Consider the following 18,820-nt stretch of genomic DNA (forward strand, 5'->3'; position numbering starts at 1 on the left):
GACCCACACCTGTGCCCCGGATCAGCGTCGCATCCGGGGCGCGGACCAACAAAAAACGTATACTATTTGGTACAGGGGATCGGCGTGGCAGAGATGGCCGTTCAGAGCGATATAATCGACGACGCCGGACCGTATGATCGCGCCAAGGCCTTGAGCGCGTTCAAAGTCGGGGACGTCACCTTCTACTGGATCACGCGGCTCTCCGCGATCTCGGTGCTTCTGATCCTCGGCGGCATCATCCTGTCGCTGATCGTCGGCGCCTTTCCGGCGATGAAGGAATACGGTCTCTCCTTCCTGTGGACGCAGCGCTGGGCGCCGTCCGCCGATCCGCCGGTGCTCGGCGCGCTCGGGCCGATGTACGGCACGCTCGTCACCTCCTTCATCGCGATGCTGATCGCCATCCCGGTCGGTCTCGGCATTGCGATCTTCCTCACCGAGCTCTGCCCGCAATGGCTGCGCCGCCCGATCGGCATGGCGATCGAGCTGCTCGCCGGCATCCCCTCGATCATCTACGGCATGTGGGGCTTCTTCGTGTTGGGTCCGTTCCTCGCCAACACATTCCAGCCCTTCATGATCAAGATCTTCGACGGCGTGCCGGTGCTGGGCGCGATCTTCGCAGGTCCCCCGTCCTATCTCAGCCTGTTCAATGCCGCGCTGATCCTCGCCATCATGGTGCTGCCCTTCATCACCTCGATCTCGGTCGACGTGTTCAAGACGGTGCCTCCGGTCCTGAAGGAAGCCGCCTACGGCGTCGGCTGCACCACCTGGGAAGTCGTCCGCAGCGTGGTGATCCCCTACACCCGCGTCGGCGTCATCGGCGGCGTCATGCTGGCGCTGGGCCGCGCGCTCGGCGAGACCATGGCGGTGACCTTCATCATCGGCAACTCGTTCCGCATCTCGACGTCGATCTTTTCGCCGGGCACCACGATCTCGGCGGCGATCGCATCCGAGTTCGCCGAGAGCGACGGCCTGCACCAGTCCGGCCTGATCCTGCTTGGCCTGCTGCTGTTCGTGCTGACGTTCTTCGTGCTCGCGGGCGCGCGGCTGATGCTGATGCGTTTGGAAAAGAAGGCGGGGAACTAACGCCATGAACCCGATCTATTCACGCCGCCGCCGCAAGGACTTCGTCATCCGCGGGCTCTGCATCGCCGCGACCGCCTTCGGCGTCACCTGGCTTGCGCTGATCCTGATCACGCTGCTCTACAACGGCCTGGCTGGCCTCAATGTCCAGCTGTTCACCGAGAACACACCGCCACCCGGATCGAACGAGGGCGGCCTGCTCAACGCCATCGTCGGCTCGCTGATCATGACCGTGATCGGCGTCGGCATCGGCGCGCCGCTCGGCATGTTCGCCGGCACCTATCTCGCCGAATACGGCCGCAACGACCGGCTGACCTCGGTGATCCGCTTCATCAACGACATCCTGCTGTCGGCGCCCTCGATCATCATCGGCCTGTTCATCTACGGCGCGGTGGTGGTGCCGATGCGCGGCTTCTCGGCGATCGCCGGCAGTCTCGCGCTCGCGGTCATCGTCATCCCGGTGGTGCTGCGCACGACTGAGGACATGCTGCTGCTGGTGCCGAACGCACTGCGCGAGGCGGCCTCGGCGCTTGGCCTGCCGCGCTCGCTGGTGATCAAGCGCATCGCTTATCGTGCTGCCCGATCGGGTCTCATCACCGGCGTGCTGCTTGCGACTGCCCGCGTCGCCGGCGAGACCGCGCCGCTGCTCTTCACCGCGCTGTCGAACCAGTTCTTCAGCCTCGGCCTGAACAAGACGATGGCGAACCTGCCGGTCACTATCAACAACTTCGTGCAGAGCCCCTACGCCTATTGGAAGCAGCTGGCCTGGAGCGGCGCGCTGCTCATCACCCTGACCGTTCTTGCCCTGAATATTGGCGCGCGCATCCTTGGCGCCGAGAGGACCGCAAAATGAGTGATCTTTCCGTATCGATGAGCGCGGCCGGCGGGCTGCCCCACGCGCCGGTGCTGCCCGAGGCCCCCCCCAAGGTGACCGTTCGCAACCTGAACTTCTATTACGGCGAGCACCACGCGCTGAAGAACATCAACCTGACGCTCGGCGCCAATCGCGTCACGGCGTTCATCGGCCCGTCGGGCTGCGGCAAGTCGACCCTGCTGCGCATCTTCAACCGGATGTACGACCTCTATCCGGGCCAGCGCGCCACCGGTCAGCTCATGCTCGACCAGACCAACATCCTCGACCCCAGGCTGGACCTCAATTTGCTGCGCGCCCGCGTCGGCATGGTGTTCCAGAAGCCGACGCCGTTCCCGATGACGATCTACGAAAACATCGCGTTCGGCATCCGTCTCTACGAGAAGATATCAAAGTCCGAGATGGACGGCCGGGTCGAGAAGGCGCTGCGCGGCGGCGCGCTGTGGAACGAGGTCAAGGACAAGCTCAACGCCTCCGGCCTGTCGCTCTCCGGCGGCCAGCAGCAACGCCTCTGCATCGCCCGCACCGTCGCGGTGCGGCCCGAGGTGATCCTGTTCGACGAACCCTGCTCGGCGCTCGACCCGATCTCGACCGCCAAGGTCGAGGAGCTGATCCAGGAGCTCTCCGAGGACTACACGATCGCGATCGTCACCCACAACATGCAGCAGGCGGCGCGCGTCTCCGACAAGACCGCCTTCATGTATCTCGGCGAGCTGATCGAGTTCGACGACACCAACAAGATCTTTACGTCGCCGACCGACCGGCGCACGCAGGATTACATCACCGGCCGGTTCGGCTGAGGAGACGCGACATGGGTTCTGAACATACCGCAAAGGCCTTCGACACCGACCTCCAGGAACTCACCCGGCTGGTTGCCGAGATGGGCGGCATCGCCGAGCGCATGATCGTCGATTCCGTCGACGCGCTGATCCGCCGTGACGTTCCGCTCGGCCAGCGCGTCGTCACCATCGACATCGAGCTCGACGCGCTGCAGAAGCGCATTGAGGAGCGCGCCGTGCTCACCATCGCCCGCCGTCAGCCGATGGCGGTCGATCTGCGCGAGATCGTCGGTGCCATGCGCGTCGCGACCGATCTCGAGCGCATCGGCGACCTCGCCAAGAACATGGGCAAGCGCGTCGCGGCGCTGGAGACGGATTTCCATCCGCTCAAGCTGTTCCGCGGCCTGGAGCACATGACCGACCTCGTGCAGCAGCAGGTCAAGTCGGTGCTGGACGCCTATGCCGCGCATGATTTGCCGGCGGCGATGGCGGTGTGGAAGGGCGACGAGGAAGTCGACGCCATCTGCACTTCGCTGTTCCGCGAGCTCCTCACCTACATGATGGAGGATCCGCGCAACATCTCGTTCTGCATCCATTTGATGTTCTGCGCCAAGAACATCGAGCGGATCGGCGACCACGCCACCAACATCGCCGAGACCGTGTTCTACATGATCGAGGGCCAGGCAATCACCGACAAGCGGCCGAAGGGCGATATGACGACCTTCGCCAGCTCGATACCAAACACCTAGGGAGCAACGACCGAGATGGGCGCACGCATTATGGTGGTTGAGGACGAGGAAGCCCTGACCGAGCTTCTCCGCTACAACCTCGAAGGCGACGGCTATGACGTCGAGACGGTCATGCGCGGCGACGACGCCGACACCCGTCTCAAGGAGCACATCCCCGATTTGATCGTGCTCGACTGGATGCTGCCGGGCCTGTCAGGCATCGAATTGTGCCGGCGGCTTCGCACCCGTCCCGAGACCAAGCAGCTCCCGATCATCATGCTTACCGCGCGCGGCGAGGAAAGCGAGCGGGTGCGGGGTCTTGCGACCGGCGCCGACGATTACATCGTCAAGCCGTTCTCGGTGCCGGAGCTCCTGGCGCGCGTGAAGGGCCTGCTGCGGCGCGCAAGCCCCGAGCGGCTCGCCGCCGTGCTCGCCTTTGGCGACATCGAGCTCGACCGCGACAAGCGCCGCGTGGCGCGCTCGGGCCGGCCGATCGATCTCGGCCCGACCGAATATCGCCTGCTGGAGTTCTTCCTGGAGCATCCGGGGCGGGTGTTCTCGCGCGAGCAACTGCTCGACAGCGTCTGGGGCCGCGACATCTACATCGACGAGCGTACCGTCGACGTGCATATCGGCCGCCTGCGCAAGCTGCTCAATCTCGGCCGCGAGCAGGACCCGATCCGCACCGTCCGCGGCGCCGGCTACGCGCTGGATGATCGTTTTGCCAAGGCGGAGCAGCAGGCGTAACTCGCTTCAAGCTCCGCCGTCGTTCCGGATCGACACGCGCTTTTGGCACGCTTGTCCGGGACGACATCAAGTGGGCCGAGGCGTCATCGTGTGACGGCGCCGCCCTTGCAGTCAGCTAAATCCGCTAGCTCAGCGCGGGCTCGGCTTCACCGGTGCGCGGCGCCGATCCGACGCCGGCTGATACGCGACGCGCGAGTGTTGTGCGCAATAGGGCAGGCCGGACAGCGCCTTGCCGCCGCAGAAGAAGAAGTCCGGGGTCGAGGGATCGCCGACCGGCCAGTGGCAGGTCGCCTCGTTCAGCTCGAGCAGCGTCAGCCGCTGGCTCATCGGCACCACGTTGTCGTAGGTGACCGGTTCGGCCTCCACTTCGACCTCGAAGGCCTGTGCCAGCGCGGTGTTGCCGCGCGAGATCGGGCGGGTCACCCGCATCATATGCTGCGCGGGGCGCGCCTTGCGCGGCCGGGGCGCTGCCGATGAAGGGCTCTTGGCGCGACCCGACAGGCCGAGCCTGTGCACTTTGCCGATCACGGCATTGCGGGTCACATTACCGAGCTCAGCCGCGATCTGGCTGGCCGAAAGTCCGGCCTCCCAGAGCTTTTTAAGCTGCTCGACGCGATCATCGGACCAGGTCAAAACTGTCATTGCACCCTTTCCCTCGCTGCCGGCCTGCCATCCTGGCGCCTCGCAGCGAATGCCTAAGCCTTTAAAAACCCGTGCCGCCAGAATCCCTTAAGGCTCGCCGGGCGTGACTAGAACGCCCGAACGTTTACGCCGGTACATAAGGACTTAGAGATCAGAACCACTGCACGAGATGTCGTATCTGACAATCCAAACGCTACAATATGGCGTGACTCCCGCGCAAGAGTCCGCCGACTCGCTTCCACATGTTCCGTGGTGAAATCCGCGAAATCGGCACCGCAAGACTACGGATTCAGCGTTTCGCGAGGCTTTCCGGGCGGCATTGACACCCGTCTTCCCAAGCATAAGATAGTGACACGTGCCGCCCCGAAAAGGCGGCACGTTTCGTTTTCCGGGCCGGTCAATGGTGCGTTGCGCAATGCACGCGTCACACCGTCCGCAACATCCAAGTGACATCATGACCAACAGCGCAGCGCCGCATTTGCTCCCCGTTTTCGCCAGAACCGACCTCGGTTTCGAGCGCGGCGAAGGCTGCTGGCTGATTGCGACCAATGGCGAGCGCTATCTCGATTTCACCTCGGGTGTCGCGGTGAACGCGCTCGGCCATGCCCATCCCGCGCTGGTCAAAGCGTTGCAGGAGCAGGCCACGAAGCTCTGGCACATGTCGAACCTGTTCCAGAGCCCGGATGGCGAGAAGCTCGCCAACCGCCTCTGCCATGAGAGTTTTGCGGACTTCGTGTTCTTCTGCAATTCCGGCGCCGAGGCGCTGGAGGGCGTGATCAAGCTGGTCCGCCATCATCACTTCTCCCAAGGGCATCCGGAACGTTACCGCATCATCACCTTCGAAGGCGCGTTCCACGGCCGCACGCTGGCGACGCTGGCCGCGACGGGATCTGCAAAATATCTGGAAGGTTTTGGTCCGCCGATGGATGGCTTCGACCAAATCCCGCATGGCGATATCGAGGCCGTGAAGAAAGCGATCGGTCCGCAGACCGCCGGCATCCTGATCGAGCCGATCCAGGGCGAGGGCGGCGTGCGCTCGGCAACCCCGGCCTTCCTCAAGGCACTGCGCCAGCTCTGCGACGACAAGGGCTTGCTGCTCGCGTTCGACGAGGTGCAGACCGGCATGGGCCGCACCGGCGATCTGTTCGCACACCGCCGTCTCGGCGTGACGCCCGATGTGATGTCGCTGGCGAAGGCGCTCGGCGGTGGCTTTCCGATCGGCGCAGTGCTGGCGACCGCGGATGCGGCGGCTGGCATGGGGCCCGGCTCGCACGGCTCGACCTTCGGCGGCAATCCGCTCGCGATTTCGGCTGCGAACGCCGTGCTCGACGTCATGCTCAAGCCCGGCTTTCTTCGACCACGTGCAGAGAATGTCGCTGCTGCTCAAGCAGAAGCTCGCCTCCGTGATCGATCGTCATAGCGATGTCGTCAGCGAAGTGCGCGGCGAGGGCCTGCTGATCGGCATCAAGGCCGTGGTGCCTTCAGGCGATCTCGTTGCAGCCTTGCGCGACGAAAAGCTGCTCACCGTCGGCGCCGGCGACAATGTCGTACGTTTCCTGCCGCCTTTGATCGTCACCGAAGCCGAGATCGAGGACAGCGTTGGGCGGCTCGAACGCGCCTGCACCGCGTTGTCCGGCAACAAGCGGGCGGCAAGCTGATGAGCAAGTCGCCCAATAAAGCACCGAAGCACTTCCTCGATATCGACGCGCTGCCGCTGTCGGAGCTCAAGAGCATGCTGGCTGCGTCCTCCGCGATGAAGGCGAAGCAGAAGGCGCATCAGCCGGTCAAGCCACTTGAAGGCAAGACGCTGGCGATGATTTTCGAGCGCCCCTCGACGAGGACGCGGGTGTCGTTCGATGTCGCCATGCGCCAGCTCGGCGGCGAACCCATCATGCTCACCGGCGCGGAGATGCAGCTCGGCCGCGGCGAGACCATCGCCGACACCGCGCGCGTGCTGTCGCGCTATGTCGACGCCATCATGATCCGCATTCTCAATCACGATGCCCTGCTCGAGCTCGCGGCGAACGCCACCGTTCCTGTCATCAACGGCCTGACGCGGCGTTCGCATCCCTGCCAGGTGATGGCTGATCTCATGACCTATGAGGAGCATCGCGGCCCGATCGAGGGCAGGACTGTGGCCTGGACCGGCGACGACAACAACGTGCTCGCCTCCTGGGCGCACGCCGCCGAACGCTTCAAGTTCCAGCTCAACGTCGCGACGCCCCCGGAGCTCGCGCCGAAAAAGGCGATGCGCGATTTCATCAAGGCGACCGGAGCGCCGATCATGCTCGGCAGCGATGCCGAAGCCGCCGTGCGCGGCGCCGATTGTGTCGTCACCGACACCTGGGTGTCGATGGGCGACAAGGAAGGCGAGCATCGCCACAACGTGCTCAAGCCCTATCAGGTCAACGCCCAGCTGATGTCGCTGGCCAAGCCCGATGCGCTGTTCATGCACTGCCTGCCCGCCCATCGCGGCGAGGAGGTCACCGACGAGGTGATCGACGGTCCGCAATCCGTCGTGTTCGACGAGGCCGAAAACCGCCTGCACGCGCAGAAGGGCATTCTGGCCTGGTGCTTCGACGCGGTGAAGTAGGCGCGGGGCGCGCGGTGAAGGCGAAGTCGGTTTGTTTCGCCGTCCTGGATTTCGCCAGGACGGCACCGAACTTGCAGTATCGTGTGTAACCATAACTGCGCCCGGAACACGCGGCCCGCGCCCCCTTCCATTTCCGCCCTCCGACCCCAGATAAAGCGCCATGATTTCCCAATCCCCTGACATGAAAACCGGGCCCGAAGGCCCGGTTCGCGCACCATCCGCGGTTCCGGTCGACGACGCCGTGCTGCCCTACGAGGTCGACGCGCTCGACGTACGCGGTCGTCTGGTGCGGCTTGGTCCGGCGCTCGACGATATCCTGACTAGGCACGATTATCCGGCGCCTGTCGGCAAGCTGCTCGGCGAGGCCATCGTGCTGACCACGCTGCTCGGCTCGGCGCTGAAGTTTGAAGGCCGCTTCATCCTCCAGGCCCAGACCGACGGTCCGGTGTCGTTCCTGGTCGTCGATTACATGGCGCCGGATCGCCTGCGAGCCTACGCACGTTTCGACGCCGCGCGCCTCGGCGATGCCAAAGATTCCGGCGCGCTGCTGGGCCACGGCCATCTCGCCATGACCGTCGACCAGGGGCCCGAGATGAGCCGCTACCAGGGCTTGGTTGCGCTCGACGGCGGCAGCCTGGAAGACGCAGCTCACGAGTACTTCCTGCGCTCCGAGCAGATCCCGACGCGCGTGCGTCTCGCCGTCGGCGAGGAGTGGCGTTCGAACGATGGCGGCAAGCATCGCTGGCGTGCCGGCGGCATGCTGATGCAGTTCTTGCCGAAGGCACCTGAGCGCGCGCGGCAGGCCGATCTGCATCCCGGCGATGCGCCCGAAGGCGTCGAGGTGCATAGCGTCGCTGAAGACGATGCCTGGGTCGAGGCGCGCTCGCTGATCGAAACCGTCGAAGACGTCGAGTTGATCGATCCCGAGCTCTCCGGCGAGCGGCTGCTCTACCGTCTCTTCCACGAGCGCGGCGTGCGCGTGTTCAATCCACTGTCCTTGAAGGCGCAATGCTCCTGCTCGCGCGATGCGGTCGCATCGATGCTGAAGAGCTTTTCGTCCGACGATCGCGCCGCCATGGTCAAGGACGACAAGGTTGTCGTGACCTGCGAGTTCTGCAGTTCGGTGTACGATTTCACGCCGGCCGAGGCGGGCGTGGAAGACGCTTGAGGCATTGGACCGTGTCGCCATCCGGGTCCCGGCTCCGCGCAGCAACGCTCGCGCGTTGCAGCGCGTCCGGGACACGAGAGTAATGACGCCGTCGGGGAAGCCGCGCCCCAAAAGGCCGCGCCGCCGCCTACCTCAGTTCAACACCCGCTTGTTGTCCGGGCTGTCCAGCGAGAATGTCGGCACCTCAACCTCGAAGCGTTCGCCGCTGGCGCTGACCATCTGGTAACGGCCGGTCATGAAGCCCGAGGCGGTCGTGAGTGGCACGCCGGAGGTGTATTCGAAGCGTTCGCCGGGGGCGAGCGTCGGCTGCTCGCCGACGACACCCTCGCCCTTCACTTCCTGCTGCCGGCCCGTGGCATCGGTGATGATCCAGTGTCGCGTCTTGAGTTGCACGGTCTCGTCGCCGGAATTGATGATGACAATGGTGTAGGACCAGAAATAGCGGGAGCGGTCGGCCGACGACTGCTCCGGAACAAAGTTCGGCTCGACGGTCACTTCGATCTGGTGGGTCACGGCGCGGTACATGATTGCCATCATACCGAAATCCGCCGGGGAACCAAACGCCGGAGGCGGCCTTGGTGACATCGTCCCGCCAGAATTCGAAAGGAAGTACACATCCAGGTGTATTTTCAGGTGTATTTGCAAGTGTACTTGCATGTGATCCGGTCGCTTTGCGAGATGACGGCCGGACCGGTACACTCCTTGCCACGTCTTACCAAGTCGCGATTTTGCGGAAGGGTTTTTAGGCCCCGATGACCATTGCCGACCAAGTGACGGGATCGATGATCGCGGGAACCGCCAAGCCTGTGCAGGCCAACCCTGCAGGTGCCAGGCCGCGCACGGCCTCGCCGGCTATTTCGCTGCCGGCCATCGGCGAGCGCGAGCTTCGGCTCGATCTGTTCCGTGGCCTCGCGCTGTGGCTGATTTTTATCGACCATTTGCCGCCGAGTCTTCTGACCTGGTTCACGATCCGCAATTACGGCTTCAGCGACGCCACCGAGATCTTCATCTTCATCTCAGGCTATACCGCCGCCTTCGTCTACGGTCGGGCGATGCTGGAGTCCGGCGTCGTCGTCGCCACCGCGCGCATCCTGCGGCGCGTCTGGCAGATCTATGTCGCCCACGTCTTCCTGTTCACGATCTTCCTTGCCGAAATCTCCTACGTCGCGACCAGGTTCGAGAACCCGCTCTACACCGAAGAGATGGGCATCATGGATTTCCTCAAGCAGCCCGACGTCACGATCGTGCAGGCGCTGCTGCTGCGCTTTCGTCCCGTCAACATGGACGTGCTGCCGCTCTACATCGTGCTGATGCTGGCGCTGCCGTTGATCCTGTGGCTGATGAAATGGCGCCCCGACGTGACGCTCGGCCTCTCGGTCCTGCTCTACGCGGTGACCTGGGAATACGACCTCTATCTGTCGGCCTATCCGAACGGCTTCTGGGCGTTCAATCCCTTCGCCTGGCAATTGCTGTTCGTGTTCGGTGCCTGGTGTGCGCTCGGGGGCGCACGACGCATGTCGCGCATTCTGGCTTCGCGGGTGACGATGTGGATCTCGATCGCGTATCTGGTCGCGGCATTCTACGTGACGCTGACCTGGTATGTGCCGCAGCTGTCCCAATTCATGCCGAAGCTGCTCGAGCAGTGGATGTATCCGATCGACAAGGCCGATCTCGACGTGCTGCGCTTCACACATTTCCTGGCGCTGGCCGCGCTCACCGTGCGCGTCCTGCCGCGGGACTGGCCGGGCCTGAAATCGCGCTGGCTGCGGCCGCTGATCCTGTGCGGCTCGCATTCCCTGGAGATATTCTGTCTCGGCGTCTTCCTTGCCTTTGCCGGCCATTTCATCCTGGCCGAGGTCGCGGGGGGGCCGGTCCTGCATGCGCTGATTAGCCTCTCGGGAATCCTGATCATGTGGGCCATGGCCTGGGTGATTTCGTGGTACAAGCGCGTGGCTGACAAAAGCGGTTCGAAAACCAAAAGCGCCGTCGGCAGCGCCGATATGGCGGGAGGGGGCTGATGAAGGCGAAGGTTTTCCTGAGCCTGATCCTGCTGTGCGGTGGTCTCGCCGCGCCTTCGGCGCGCGCGGGCGATGTTGCGCCTGCTGCTTCAGCCGCGCCTCCAGCCTGCGAATTGCCGTCCTATCTGCTCACCAGCGAAAGCCAGCTTCCCAAGGTCGCCGATGCCGTCAAGGCCGGCAAGCCGCTCGAAATCCTGGTGATCGGCAGCCGCTCGACCACGATTCCAGCCTCCGAGGACGCCTCCTATCCGGCGCGGATGCAGGCCATCCTGAAGGACAAGCTGCCGCCGTCCGAGACCGTGCACGTCTCCGTAGAAATACAGAGCAAGAAGACGGCAGAGGAAGCGGCCGCCAGCTTCGTTAAGCTGATGGAAGCAAAAACGCCTACTTTGGTCATCTGGCAGACCGGGACTGTCGATGCTATCCGAGCCATCGATCCCGATGATTTTCGTGGCGCGGTAACCGAAGGGGTTGCTGCGCTGCAAAAGGCAGGGGCCGACGTCGTCTTGATGAATTTGCAGTACAGCCCGCGCACCGAAACCATGATCTCGGTGCCGCCATACCTCGACAATATATGCGGGTGGTGGCGCAGGAGCACGATATCCCGCTGTTCGATCGTTTCGCGATCATGCGGCAGTGGAATGATCAGGGGCAGTTCGACCTGTTCAGCCCGTCGCGCGGGCTTGAGCTGGCGAAACAGGTCCATGATTGCCTTGGCCGGGCGTTGGCACAGTTCGTCATCGACGCTGCCCATCTGGAGCCGGCCCAGCAGCAAAATTGAGGTCTAGCGTTAATGAGTTCTCTCCGCCCTTTTTGCCTGACGGCATGGCTGGCTGCGCCCGCTGCGGCGGCGTTGCTGTTGCTAACGCCTGTATCGCAGTCGCGCGCGCAGGAGCCGGCCGCGCAGGCAACGCCGGCCCCGCAGCAATCGGCTAATCCCGCTTCCGCTTCACCGTCCCAGACCACCGTCGCCGCGACGTCCCCCGACCAGCGCGGCATCACGGCGCGCGCCATCGACAAGGTGAAGCAGGTCGCGAAATCCGCCGGCGACATCTTCAGCCGCGTCCCCTGCCTGTCGCCGAAGGGCGGCGCGAAGGCGATGGGCACGCTGCCGCATGTCGCGGGCAAGCTCGTCGCCGGCCAGCCAGTCGTCATCGTCGCGTTCGGCTCGTCGTCGACCGCAGGATTCGGCGCGAGCTCGCCGGAGTTCAACTATCCCAATCGCCTTGCCGCGCAGCTGCACCGGCATTATCCGACCGCCGACATCACGGTCGTCAATGCCGGCGTCGGCGGCGAGGACGCGCCCGAGATGATGAAGCGGCTCCAGAAGGCGGTGATCGACGTGCATCCGGATCTGGTGATCTGGCAGGTCGGCACCAATGCCGTGCTGCGCAATCTCGATCCCGGCGAGACCGCGAAGATGGTCGAGGACGGCATCGGCCGCATCCAGGCCGCCGGCGATGCCGACGTCGTGCTGGTCGATCCGCAATATTCGCCCGCCGTCAACCAGCGCGCGGAGAGCGCCGGCAAGATGGTGAAGCTGCTCGGCAAGGTCGCCGAGCTCCGTCACGTCGGCATCTTCCCGCGCTTCGAGGTGATGCGCGACTGGCACGAGAAGCAATCGCTTCCGGTCGAGAGTTTTGTGATCGCCGACGGCCTGCACATGAACGATTGGGGCTACGCCTGCTTCGCCCAGCTCCTCGGCGACGACATCATCCGTTCCGTCGGCCAGATCAAGCTCGGTGTGAACGTGCCGGCGGACGTGCGGACGTACCGGCCGATGTAATTGTCGTCCCGGCCTAGTGCGCAATTGCGCACGGGGGCCGGGACGACCAGCACCTCACGCCTTCTCCAGCGCTGCGGTCAGATCTTCGATCAGATCATCCGGATGCTCGAGCCCCGCCGAGAAGCGGATAAAACCCTCGCTGATGCCCAGGGCGGCACGATCCTCCGGCTTCAGGCGCTGATGCGTCGTCGTGGCGGGATGCGTGACGAGGCTCTTGGCGTCGCCGAGATTGTTCGAGATCTTCGCCAGCTTGAGCTCGTTGAGCACGCGGAACGCACCCTGCTTGCCGCCCTTGACCTCGAAGCCGACCAGCGTCGAGCCGCCGCGCATCTGCTTCTTCACCAGCGCCGCCTGCGGATGATCGGCGCGGCCGGGAAACACCAGCCGCGAAATCTTCGGATGGCTCGCCAGCACGTCCGCGATGCGCGCCGCCGTCTCGGTCTGCGCGCGCACGCGCACGCCCAGCGTCTCCAAGCCCTTGAGCAGGACCCAGGCGTTGAACGGCGAGATCGACGGCCCGGTCTGGCGCATGAAATTGTGGATGTGCTCGGCGATGAACGCTTCCGAGGACAGGATGATGCCGCCGAGACAGCGGCCCTGGCCGTCGATGTGCTTGGTCGCGGAATAGACCACGACGTCGGCGCCGAGCGCGAGCGGGCTCTGCCAGATCGGCGTGGCGAACACGTTGTCGACGACGAGCCGCGCGCCGCCCTTGTGCGCGATCTCGGCAATCCCGGGAATGTCGAGCACGTCGAGCGTCGGATTGGTCGGGCTCTCCAGGAAGAACGTCTTGGTGTTCGGCTTCACCGCGCGCTGCCACTGGTCGAGATCGAGCCCATCGACCAGCGTCGTCTCGATGCCATAGCGCGGCAGCAAATCCTGCACGACGTAGAGACACGAGCCGAACAGCGCGCGCGAGGCCACCACGTGATCGCCGGCCTTGAGCGGCGCCAGGATCGCGGTCGTCACCGCGGCCATGCCGGTCGCGGCCGACCGCGCCGCTTCGGCGCCTTCGAGCTCGATCATGCGCCGCTCGAACATCTGGATGGTCGGATTGGAGTAGCGTGAATAGATGAAGCCGGGGTCCTCGCCCTTGAACCGCGCCTCGCACTCCTCGGCGCTGTTGTAGACGTAGCCCTGGGTCAGGAACAGTGACTCCGACGTCTCGCCATATTGCGAGCGCAGGGTACCGGAATGGACCAGACGGGTTTCGGGACGGTATTGTGCGGTTGGCGCCGGGGACTTCGACATAGGACCTCCTCTGCGTGACCATCGAAAATGGTCACAAAAAAAAACCGGCCTGGAATACTTCCACGGGCCGGGATCACAGAGGTCCCCGGCCTGTTTAGCGACTTATTTAACGTGGCTGCAAGCCGGCCGGCTCAAATCACCACGGGATAAGTCATGCTCATATTCCGCAATGCCCTTTCCGTCAAGACGTCCATCGGATAGCCGTAAAACGCTAGTATTTCCCGCATGTCGGGATGCATTTGCCCCCCTGATGAGGACCCTCGGTTGACGTTCACGGTTGCCGCCGACGCCAATGGTATCCTGCCCGACCGCATGATCGCGGCAATGGCGGAGGGCGGTCTCATCCTGCCCGCATACGACTTCGTCGAAAGCCAGATCCAGCCGGCAAGCCTCGACCTTCGCCTCGGCGACATCGCCTATCGCGTTCGCGCCAGCTTCCTGCCCGGTCCCGGCGCCACCGTCGCCGAGCGCATCGACGAGTTGAAGCTGCACGAGTTCAGCCTTGCCGACGGCGCGGTGCTGGAGACAAACTGCGTCTACATTGTGCCGCTGCTCGAAAGCCTCGCGCTGCCGCCGGAAATCGTCGCGGCCGCCAACCCGAAGAGCTCGACCGGCCGGCTCGACGTTTTCACCCGCGTGATCGCCGACGGCACCCGCCGCTTCGACATGATCGGCGCCGGCTATCACGGCCCGCTCTATGCCGAGATCAGCCCGAAGACGTTCCCGGTGCTGGTCAGCGAGGGCTCGCGCTTGTCGCAAGTACGCTTCCGCACCGGCGATGCCATCCTCAACATCGACGAGCTCGAGGCGCTGCACGCGACCGAGCGTCTCGTCGACGTCGACGATGCCGATCTCACCGGCGGCGTCGCGGTGTCTGTCGATCTCTCCGGCGAAAAGAGCGGCGGCTTCGTCGGCTACCGCGCCAAGCGCCACACCGGCGTCATCGACGTCGATCGCCGCGCCGGCTACGCGGTTGACGATTTCTGGGAGCCGATCGCGGCGCGTCCCGACGGCAATTTGATCCTCGATCCCGGCGAGTTCTACATCCTCGCGTCGAAAGAGGCCGTGCAGGTGCCGCCCGATTACGCCGCAGAGATGGTGCCGTTCGATCCGCTCGTCGGCGAGTTCCGCGTGCATTACGCCGGATTTTTCGATCCCGGCTTCGGCTATGCCGGTGCGGGCGGGCTGGGATCGCGCGCCGTGCTCGAGGTCCGCTCGCGCGAAGTGCCTTTCATTCTCGAGCACGGCCAGATCGTCGGCCGGCTCGTCTACGAGAAGATGCTGGCCCGCCCCGACGCCATGTACGGTCAGCGCATCGGCTCGAACTACCAGGCACAGGGCCTGAAGCTGAGCAAGCACTTTCGGGTGTAGTGATCATCCGGGGCCACAAGGTGTTGACATGACCAATTCATCCCAACTGGACGCACATATTGTCAACGACGTCGCCGACGCGCTGATCTATTCCGATCCGTCGGGCACGATCACGCGCTGGAATCGTGCATCGACCGCGCTGTTCGGCTTCGCCGCCGACGAAGCGCTGGGCCAGAATCTCGACCTCATCATTCCCGAACATCTGCGCGCCGCGCACTGGAAGGGCTTCGAGGCCGCGTTTGCCAGCGGCGCAATGAAGCTCGCGGGCAAGCCGACACTGACCCGCGCGCTGCACAAGAGCGGCCGCAAGCTCTACATCGAGATGACATTCGCGCTGGTGCGGGACGCCGGCGGCGCGGTGCAGGGATCGGTCGCCATGGCGCGCGACGTAACCGAGCGCGTCGAGCGCGAGCGCGCCGCCAAAGCCACGCACAATTCGTGATGCGGAATTGGCGGGCCGGCACGCAGGGCGCCCTGCGTGCGGTTCAGGTTGTCCGTCACCCAATGCAGTGACACACTCGATCAAAATAACGATCGGGAGCGAACATGTCCGCCGCATCAGACCCCGCGCAGGAAGCTCAATGGAAACGCTGGCGCGCGGTTGCCGATCTCTATCACGCCTACTTCACCGGCCTGATCCTCACCGTCGTCACGCGGCGCGGCACGGCGGATGCGGCGGAGTTCGTCTTCCGCGTGTTCCGCCGCCAGCAGCAGGAGCGCTTCCTGCCGGGGCTGGAAAAGCTCGGGCTGGGCCATCTGCCGCCGGCCGTCGCCGCTGCGCAATATCACTACCTCTCGAACTGGATCGGCGGCGTGCATGTCGAATACATGCATGAGAGCGACACCAAAGCCTGGATCCGCTATCCGCCGCCGCGCTGGATCTGGAAGGGCACCGCGATCTGCGGCGTGCCGGGCGAAGTTTCGCGCGCGATGCTGCGCGGCTGGCACGCCAACAACGGTGTCGCGCTCGGTGATCTCCGCCTGGGCTTCGTCTGCACCAAGCAGAGCGTCGATGGCCAGGATGGGCTCGAAGGCTATTACCATCAATACGACCAACCGCTCGAGCTCGACCAGCGCCTCGTGTTCGCGCGGCATCTCGAAGCGCCATTGTTCGATGCGAAGTCCGCGCCGGCTCTTCCTGTCGCGAGTTGGCCAAAGCCGCGGCTCGAAAAAGCCTACCGCAACTATGCGATGGAATATGTGCGCACCGCCGCGCCCGTGATGGTGCAGCTGTTCGGTCCGGAGGATGCCGGCTATCTCCTGCATCTCACGGGTAAGCTGATAGGGATGCAATATTTCGATGAGGTCGCTGCGGCGCTGTCGATGGGCCGTGGCGGGGCGAGCGAATTCGCGACGTTCCTCAACGCGCTGTTTGCCGCGCAGGGCGATGCGGCCGAGGTAACGCCATCCGAAGGCACCTTCGAAATCCGTCAGCAGAGCTGGAAGTTGATGGACGACGTCGCCGACTGTCACCCCGCCTGCGCCAAGGTGCTGGAGGGATTGTTCGAGGGCCTCGCTGCAGGATGCGGGCGGCACATCGGCGTTCACCTGCGCGCGCCCGCAGGCGGCCGCCCGCCGTTGCTCTGGCGCATCGGGTAATTCCACTTTGAAACGCGACGCCGCAGGGCACGCCTGCATCTGACGCAGGAGGAATCGCTGCGTGGTGTGCTAACAAGCCCCTCGTTGCGCCCTGTGCGCGAATAAATTTATTGACACACCTACTCATTGCGGCGCCGCAAATGGCGCTCGTGCCCCGGAGAGGACATGTCCGACATCGCCGAAATCCCGGTCGATGAACAAGAGCGTCCGCTGCCGCCGCCTCCACGCCCCGTGAAGAGCGCGCTGTTGGACGGCCCGATTCTGCGCACGCTGCTCGGGCTGGCCTGGCCCAACGTGGTCGCGCTCTCCGCCGGCACCTGCACCGTGATTGCGGAGACCTCCTATATCGGACGTCTCGGTGTGGAAGCGCTTGCCGCGATGGCGCTGGTGTTTCCGACCGTGATCCTGACCATGACAATGTCGGGCGGCGCGATGGGCGGCGCGGTGGCCTCCGCCATCGCGCGTGCGCTCGGCGCCGGCGATCGCGAGCGCGCCGGCACGCTCGCCGCGCATGCGCTGCTGATCGGCATCAGCTTCGGCCTCGTCTTCATGCTGGGCATGCTGATCTTCGGGCCGCGCCTTCTGGAAATGCTCGGCGGCCGCGGCGATGTGCTGACACATGCGATTGCCTACACCCAGGTGTTTTTCGGGGGCGCCGTGCTGCCCTGGCTGCTCAACACCATGGCGGGCGTCCTGCGCGGCACCGGCAACATGAAGCTGCCGTCGCTGTTGATCCTCAATTCCGCGGTCTGGCAGATATTGCTCGGCGGCGCGCTCGGCCTCGGCCTCGGCCCCGTGCCACAGCTCGGCATGCGTGGCGTCGCGGCCGGCGCGCTGATCGCCTATTCCATGAACATCTGCGTGATGGGCTGGTACCTGTTTTCCGGCCGCGCCCGCGTTACGCCGAAGCTGCGCGGCCTGCGCATCCAGTGGGCGATGTTTTTCGACATCCTCAAAGTCGGCGCCATTGCCTGCTTCTCGCCGCTGCAATCGGTGCTGACGATCTCGATCTTCACCCACATGCTGGCGAAATTCGGCACCGCGATCCTCGCCGGCTACGGCATCGGTGCGCGGCTGGAATTTTTGCTGACCTCGATCGCGTTCGCGTTCGGCATCGCCTCGGTGCCGATGATCGGCATGGCGGTCGGCGCCGGCCGCATCGCCCGCGCCCGGCGCATCGCCTGGATCGCGGGCGCGAGCGCCTTCGTCGCCGTCGGCGCACCTGCGTGCCTGGTCGCGCTCTTCCCTGATCTCTGGGTCAATATCTTCACGGACAGCGAGATCGTGCGCGCCACCAGCCATCAATATTTGTCGACGGTGGCGCCGTTCTACGCGTTCATTGGCCTCGCCTCGACGATGTATTTCTCGTCGCAGGGGGCTGCGAAGGTGATCGGCCCGGTGCTGGCGCAGACCGCGCGGCTGATCTACATCGCGGCGGTCGGCTGGTGGCTGTCGACGCACGATGCCACTGCGCAGAACTTCTTCTGGCTGGCCGCCAGCTCGATGGTCGTGCTCGGCCTGCTCTCGTGCTCCAGCGTGGTGCTGACCCGCTGGGGACCGCGCGAGAGCAAGGATGCGATCAGGCGCGCTCTTTCGGCCGCGGCGGACTAGCGATGTCGGTGGCGGCGATGGCCGCCACCGCCGCCGACATTGGCGAGCCGCATCAGTTGCGGGATCATCGCCATCATGTCGCCGCCGCCGGCGCCACCGAGCATGCCCATGATATCGCCGCCGCCAATGCCGCCCATTCCGGTTGGCATGGTGCCGCCGTAATTGGGCGCACCGAAACCGCCGCCGAGATTACCGGCGTTGAGGCCGCTAAATCCGCCGCCGCCATTCTCCATCATGCGGCTCATCATCGGGCCCATGGTCTGCATCATCATGGCGAAGCGGCGCTTGCCCATCTTCGCCTTCATCATCTCCAGCATCGGCGCCATCTGGGTCATCATGTCCTCGCCGCCGGCACCTCCGCCGCCGAGGAATTGCGCCTTTGCCGGTGCGCTCGAAATCGAAAACGTCAGCAGCACGGCGGCCGCCTGGCAGATCACCTTGTCCGCACCTCTCATGGCCTGCTCCTCGCGTGCGTGGCGCCGCCGGGAGAGCGGAGCCAACCGGACGCACGCCGCCATGGTTACGGCGGACGAGGGCTGGGTCTGTGAAAAAGATCACGCAGCTGCGGGCATGATC

The 18,820-nt window shown here is 64.7% G+C and carries 17 protein-coding genes, 2 pseudogenes and 1 riboswitch; of the genes and pseudogenes, 15 read left to right on the plus strand and 4 right to left on the minus strand.

Going from position 1 to position 18,820, the window contains the following annotated elements; translation table 11 throughout:
• The first annotated feature begins 93 nt into the window (after positions 1 to 93).
• Genes pstC through phoB form a run of 5 tightly spaced genes read left to right on the plus strand, consistent with a single transcriptional unit; the run spans position 94 to position 4,205 of the window.
• Positions 94 to 1,083 carry a phosphate ABC transporter permease subunit PstC gene (gene pstC / locus ACVWW3_RS33835; protein WP_247338767.1) on the plus strand — a complete coding sequence of 330 codons (990 nt, stop codon included), beginning with the start codon at positions 94 to 96 and terminating at the stop codon, positions 1,081 to 1,083.
• A gap of 4 nt (positions 1,084 to 1,087) precedes the next feature.
• Positions 1,088 to 1,933 (plus strand): phosphate ABC transporter permease PstA, encoded by an 846-nt coding sequence (pstA, locus tag ACVWW3_RS33840; RefSeq protein ID WP_247338711.1) that lies wholly within the window; start codon positions 1,088 to 1,090, stop codon positions 1,931 to 1,933.
• Positions 1,930 to 2,751, plus strand: coding sequence for a phosphate ABC transporter ATP-binding protein PstB (pstB, locus tag ACVWW3_RS33845; RefSeq protein ID WP_247443550.1), 822 nt, complete (start codon positions 1,930 to 1,932; stop codon positions 2,749 to 2,751). Before pstA ends, pstB begins: the two co-directional genes overlap by 4 nt.
• An 11-nt stretch (positions 2,752 to 2,762) precedes the next feature.
• Positions 2,763 to 3,479 (plus strand): phosphate signaling complex protein PhoU, encoded by a 717-nt coding sequence (gene phoU, locus ACVWW3_RS33850; RefSeq protein ID WP_456651786.1) that lies wholly within the window; start codon positions 2,763 to 2,765, stop codon positions 3,477 to 3,479.
• A gap of 15 nt (positions 3,480 to 3,494) precedes the next feature.
• Positions 3,495 to 4,205, plus strand: coding sequence for a phosphate regulon transcriptional regulator PhoB (phoB, locus tag ACVWW3_RS33855; RefSeq protein ID WP_247338705.1), 711 nt, complete (start codon positions 3,495 to 3,497; stop codon positions 4,203 to 4,205).
• A gap of 129 nt (positions 4,206 to 4,334) precedes the next feature.
• Here phoB and ACVWW3_RS33860 read toward each other — a convergent pair whose 3' ends face one another.
• A complete protein-coding gene (locus ACVWW3_RS33860; RefSeq protein ID WP_247443547.1) occupies positions 4,335 to 4,847 on the minus strand; it encodes a GcrA family cell cycle regulator in 513 nt (170 codons plus the stop codon).
• A 454-nt stretch (positions 4,848 to 5,301) separates the two neighbouring features.
• Here ACVWW3_RS33860 and ACVWW3_RS33865 point away from each other — a divergent pair.
• The 3 genes and pseudogenes from ACVWW3_RS33865 to ACVWW3_RS33875 all read left to right on the plus strand — a co-directional run bounded on the left by ACVWW3_RS33865 (position 5,302) and on the right by ACVWW3_RS33875 (position 8,608).
• Positions 5,302 to 6,505, plus strand: a pseudogene (locus tag ACVWW3_RS33865) (acetylornithine transaminase).
• Complete coding sequence (gene argF / locus ACVWW3_RS33870; protein ID WP_456651785.1) at positions 6,505 to 7,440, plus strand: ornithine carbamoyltransferase; 936 nt, start codon at positions 6,505 to 6,507, stop codon at positions 7,438 to 7,440. Before ACVWW3_RS33865 ends, argF begins: the two are co-directional and overlap by 1 nt.
• Before the next feature lie 160 nt (positions 7,441 to 7,600).
• Entirely contained in the window at positions 7,601 to 8,608 is a 1,008-nt protein-coding gene (locus tag ACVWW3_RS33875; protein ID WP_247443545.1) for an Hsp33 family molecular chaperone, read from the plus strand.
• Positions 8,609 to 8,740: 132 nt separating this feature from the next.
• Here the strand turns inward: ACVWW3_RS33875 and apaG are convergent, their stop codons facing one another.
• Positions 8,741 to 9,133 (minus strand): Co2+/Mg2+ efflux protein ApaG, encoded by a 393-nt coding sequence (apaG, locus tag ACVWW3_RS33880; RefSeq protein WP_456651784.1) that lies wholly within the window; start codon positions 9,131 to 9,133, stop codon positions 8,741 to 8,743.
• A 227-nt stretch (positions 9,134 to 9,360) separates the two neighbouring features.
• On the opposite strand from apaG, the gene ACVWW3_RS33885 reads away from it, so the two are divergent.
• From ACVWW3_RS33885 to ACVWW3_RS33895, 3 genes and pseudogenes are all read left to right on the plus strand, one after another.
• Positions 9,361 to 10,626: an OpgC domain-containing protein gene (locus ACVWW3_RS33885; protein WP_456651783.1), complete on the plus strand. Its 1,266-nt coding sequence runs from the start codon at positions 9,361 to 9,363 to the stop codon at positions 10,624 to 10,626.
• Positions 10,626 to 11,407 (plus strand): annotated as a pseudogene (locus tag ACVWW3_RS33890) (SGNH/GDSL hydrolase family protein). Before ACVWW3_RS33885 ends, ACVWW3_RS33890 begins: the two are co-directional and overlap by 1 nt.
• 12 nt (positions 11,408 to 11,419) lie before the next feature.
• A complete protein-coding gene (locus ACVWW3_RS33895) occupies positions 11,420 to 12,412 on the plus strand; it encodes an SGNH/GDSL hydrolase family protein (protein WP_247338691.1) in 993 nt (330 codons plus the stop codon).
• 54 nt (positions 12,413 to 12,466) lie between these two features.
• Here ACVWW3_RS33895 and ACVWW3_RS33900 read toward each other — a convergent pair whose 3' ends face one another.
• On the minus strand, positions 12,467 to 13,663 hold the full coding sequence (locus tag ACVWW3_RS33900; RefSeq protein WP_247338689.1) for an O-succinylhomoserine sulfhydrylase: 1,197 nt from the start codon (positions 13,661 to 13,663) through the stop codon (positions 12,467 to 12,469).
• Positions 13,664 to 13,736: 73 nt separating this feature from the next.
• Positions 13,737 to 13,816: riboswitch (SAM riboswitch) on the minus strand.
• Positions 13,817 to 13,888: 72 nt separating this feature from the next.
• On the opposite strand from ACVWW3_RS33900, the gene ACVWW3_RS33905 reads away from it, so the two are divergent.
• From ACVWW3_RS33905 to ACVWW3_RS33920, 4 genes are all read left to right on the plus strand, one after another.
• Positions 13,889 to 15,034, plus strand: a complete 1,146-nt coding sequence (locus ACVWW3_RS33905; RefSeq protein ID WP_456651781.1) for a 2'-deoxycytidine 5'-triphosphate deaminase — start codon at positions 13,889 to 13,891, stop codon at positions 15,032 to 15,034.
• A 28-nt stretch (positions 15,035 to 15,062) separates the two neighbouring features.
• Positions 15,063 to 15,476 (plus strand): PAS domain-containing protein, encoded by a 414-nt coding sequence (locus ACVWW3_RS33910; protein WP_456651780.1) that lies wholly within the window; start codon positions 15,063 to 15,065, stop codon positions 15,474 to 15,476.
• A 104-nt stretch (positions 15,477 to 15,580) separates the two neighbouring features.
• Positions 15,581 to 16,633, plus strand: a complete 1,053-nt coding sequence (locus tag ACVWW3_RS33915) for a hypothetical protein (RefSeq protein WP_456651779.1) — start codon at positions 15,581 to 15,583, stop codon at positions 16,631 to 16,633.
• 165 nt (positions 16,634 to 16,798) lie between these two features.
• Positions 16,799 to 18,244 carry an MATE family efflux transporter gene (locus tag ACVWW3_RS33920; protein WP_456651778.1) on the plus strand — a complete coding sequence of 482 codons (1,446 nt, stop codon included), beginning with the start codon at positions 16,799 to 16,801 and terminating at the stop codon, positions 18,242 to 18,244.
• Here the strand turns inward: ACVWW3_RS33920 and ACVWW3_RS33925 are convergent.
• Positions 18,241 to 18,699 (minus strand): hypothetical protein, encoded by a 459-nt coding sequence (locus ACVWW3_RS33925; RefSeq protein WP_456651777.1) that lies wholly within the window; start codon positions 18,697 to 18,699, stop codon positions 18,241 to 18,243. The genes ACVWW3_RS33920 and ACVWW3_RS33925 overlap by 4 nt on opposite strands.
• Between the last annotated feature and the right edge of the window lie 121 nt (positions 18,700 to 18,820).

It is taken from the genome of Bradyrhizobium sp. LM2.9, from assembly GCF_054056555.1.

What these genes read in the sequence shown, in the direction of transcription:
- apaG (WP_456651784.1), bottom strand. Translation starts at nt 9,133, where the DNA reads ATGTACCGCGCCGTGACCCACCAGATCGAAGTGACCGTCGAGCCGAAC.
- ACVWW3_RS33895 (WP_247338691.1), top strand. Translation starts at nt 11,420, where the DNA reads ATGAGTTCTCTCCGCCCTTTTTGCCTGACGGCATGGCTGGCTGCGCCC.
- ACVWW3_RS33860 (WP_247443547.1), bottom strand. Translation starts at nt 4,847, where the DNA reads ATGACAGTTTTGACCTGGTCCGATGATCGCGTCGAGCAGCTTAAAAAG.
- ACVWW3_RS33885 (WP_456651783.1), top strand. Translation starts at nt 9,361, where the DNA reads ATGACCATTGCCGACCAAGTGACGGGATCGATGATCGCGGGAACCGCC.
- ACVWW3_RS33915 (WP_456651779.1), top strand. Translation starts at nt 15,581, where the DNA reads ATGTCCGCCGCATCAGACCCCGCGCAGGAAGCTCAATGGAAACGCTGG.
- pstC (WP_247338767.1), top strand. Translation starts at nt 94, where the DNA reads ATGGCCGTTCAGAGCGATATAATCGACGACGCCGGACCGTATGATCGC.
- argF (WP_456651785.1), top strand. Translation starts at nt 6,505, where the DNA reads ATGAGCAAGTCGCCCAATAAAGCACCGAAGCACTTCCTCGATATCGAC.
- ACVWW3_RS33910 (WP_456651780.1), top strand. Translation starts at nt 15,063, where the DNA reads ATGACCAATTCATCCCAACTGGACGCACATATTGTCAACGACGTCGCC.
- ACVWW3_RS33920 (WP_456651778.1), top strand. Translation starts at nt 16,799, where the DNA reads ATGTCCGACATCGCCGAAATCCCGGTCGATGAACAAGAGCGTCCGCTG.
- ACVWW3_RS33925 (WP_456651777.1), bottom strand. Translation starts at nt 18,699, where the DNA reads ATGAGAGGTGCGGACAAGGTGATCTGCCAGGCGGCCGCCGTGCTGCTG.
- ACVWW3_RS33875 (WP_247443545.1), top strand. Translation starts at nt 7,601, where the DNA reads ATGATTTCCCAATCCCCTGACATGAAAACCGGGCCCGAAGGCCCGGTT.
- phoU (WP_456651786.1), top strand. Translation starts at nt 2,763, where the DNA reads ATGGGTTCTGAACATACCGCAAAGGCCTTCGACACCGACCTCCAGGAA.
- ACVWW3_RS33900 (WP_247338689.1), bottom strand. Translation starts at nt 13,663, where the DNA reads ATGTCGAAGTCCCCGGCGCCAACCGCACAATACCGTCCCGAAACCCGT.
- pstB (WP_247443550.1), top strand. Translation starts at nt 1,930, where the DNA reads ATGAGTGATCTTTCCGTATCGATGAGCGCGGCCGGCGGGCTGCCCCAC.
- pstA (WP_247338711.1), top strand. Translation starts at nt 1,088, where the DNA reads ATGAACCCGATCTATTCACGCCGCCGCCGCAAGGACTTCGTCATCCGC.
- ACVWW3_RS33905 (WP_456651781.1), top strand. Translation starts at nt 13,889, where the DNA reads ATGTCGGGATGCATTTGCCCCCCTGATGAGGACCCTCGGTTGACGTTC.
- phoB (WP_247338705.1), top strand. Translation starts at nt 3,495, where the DNA reads ATGGGCGCACGCATTATGGTGGTTGAGGACGAGGAAGCCCTGACCGAG.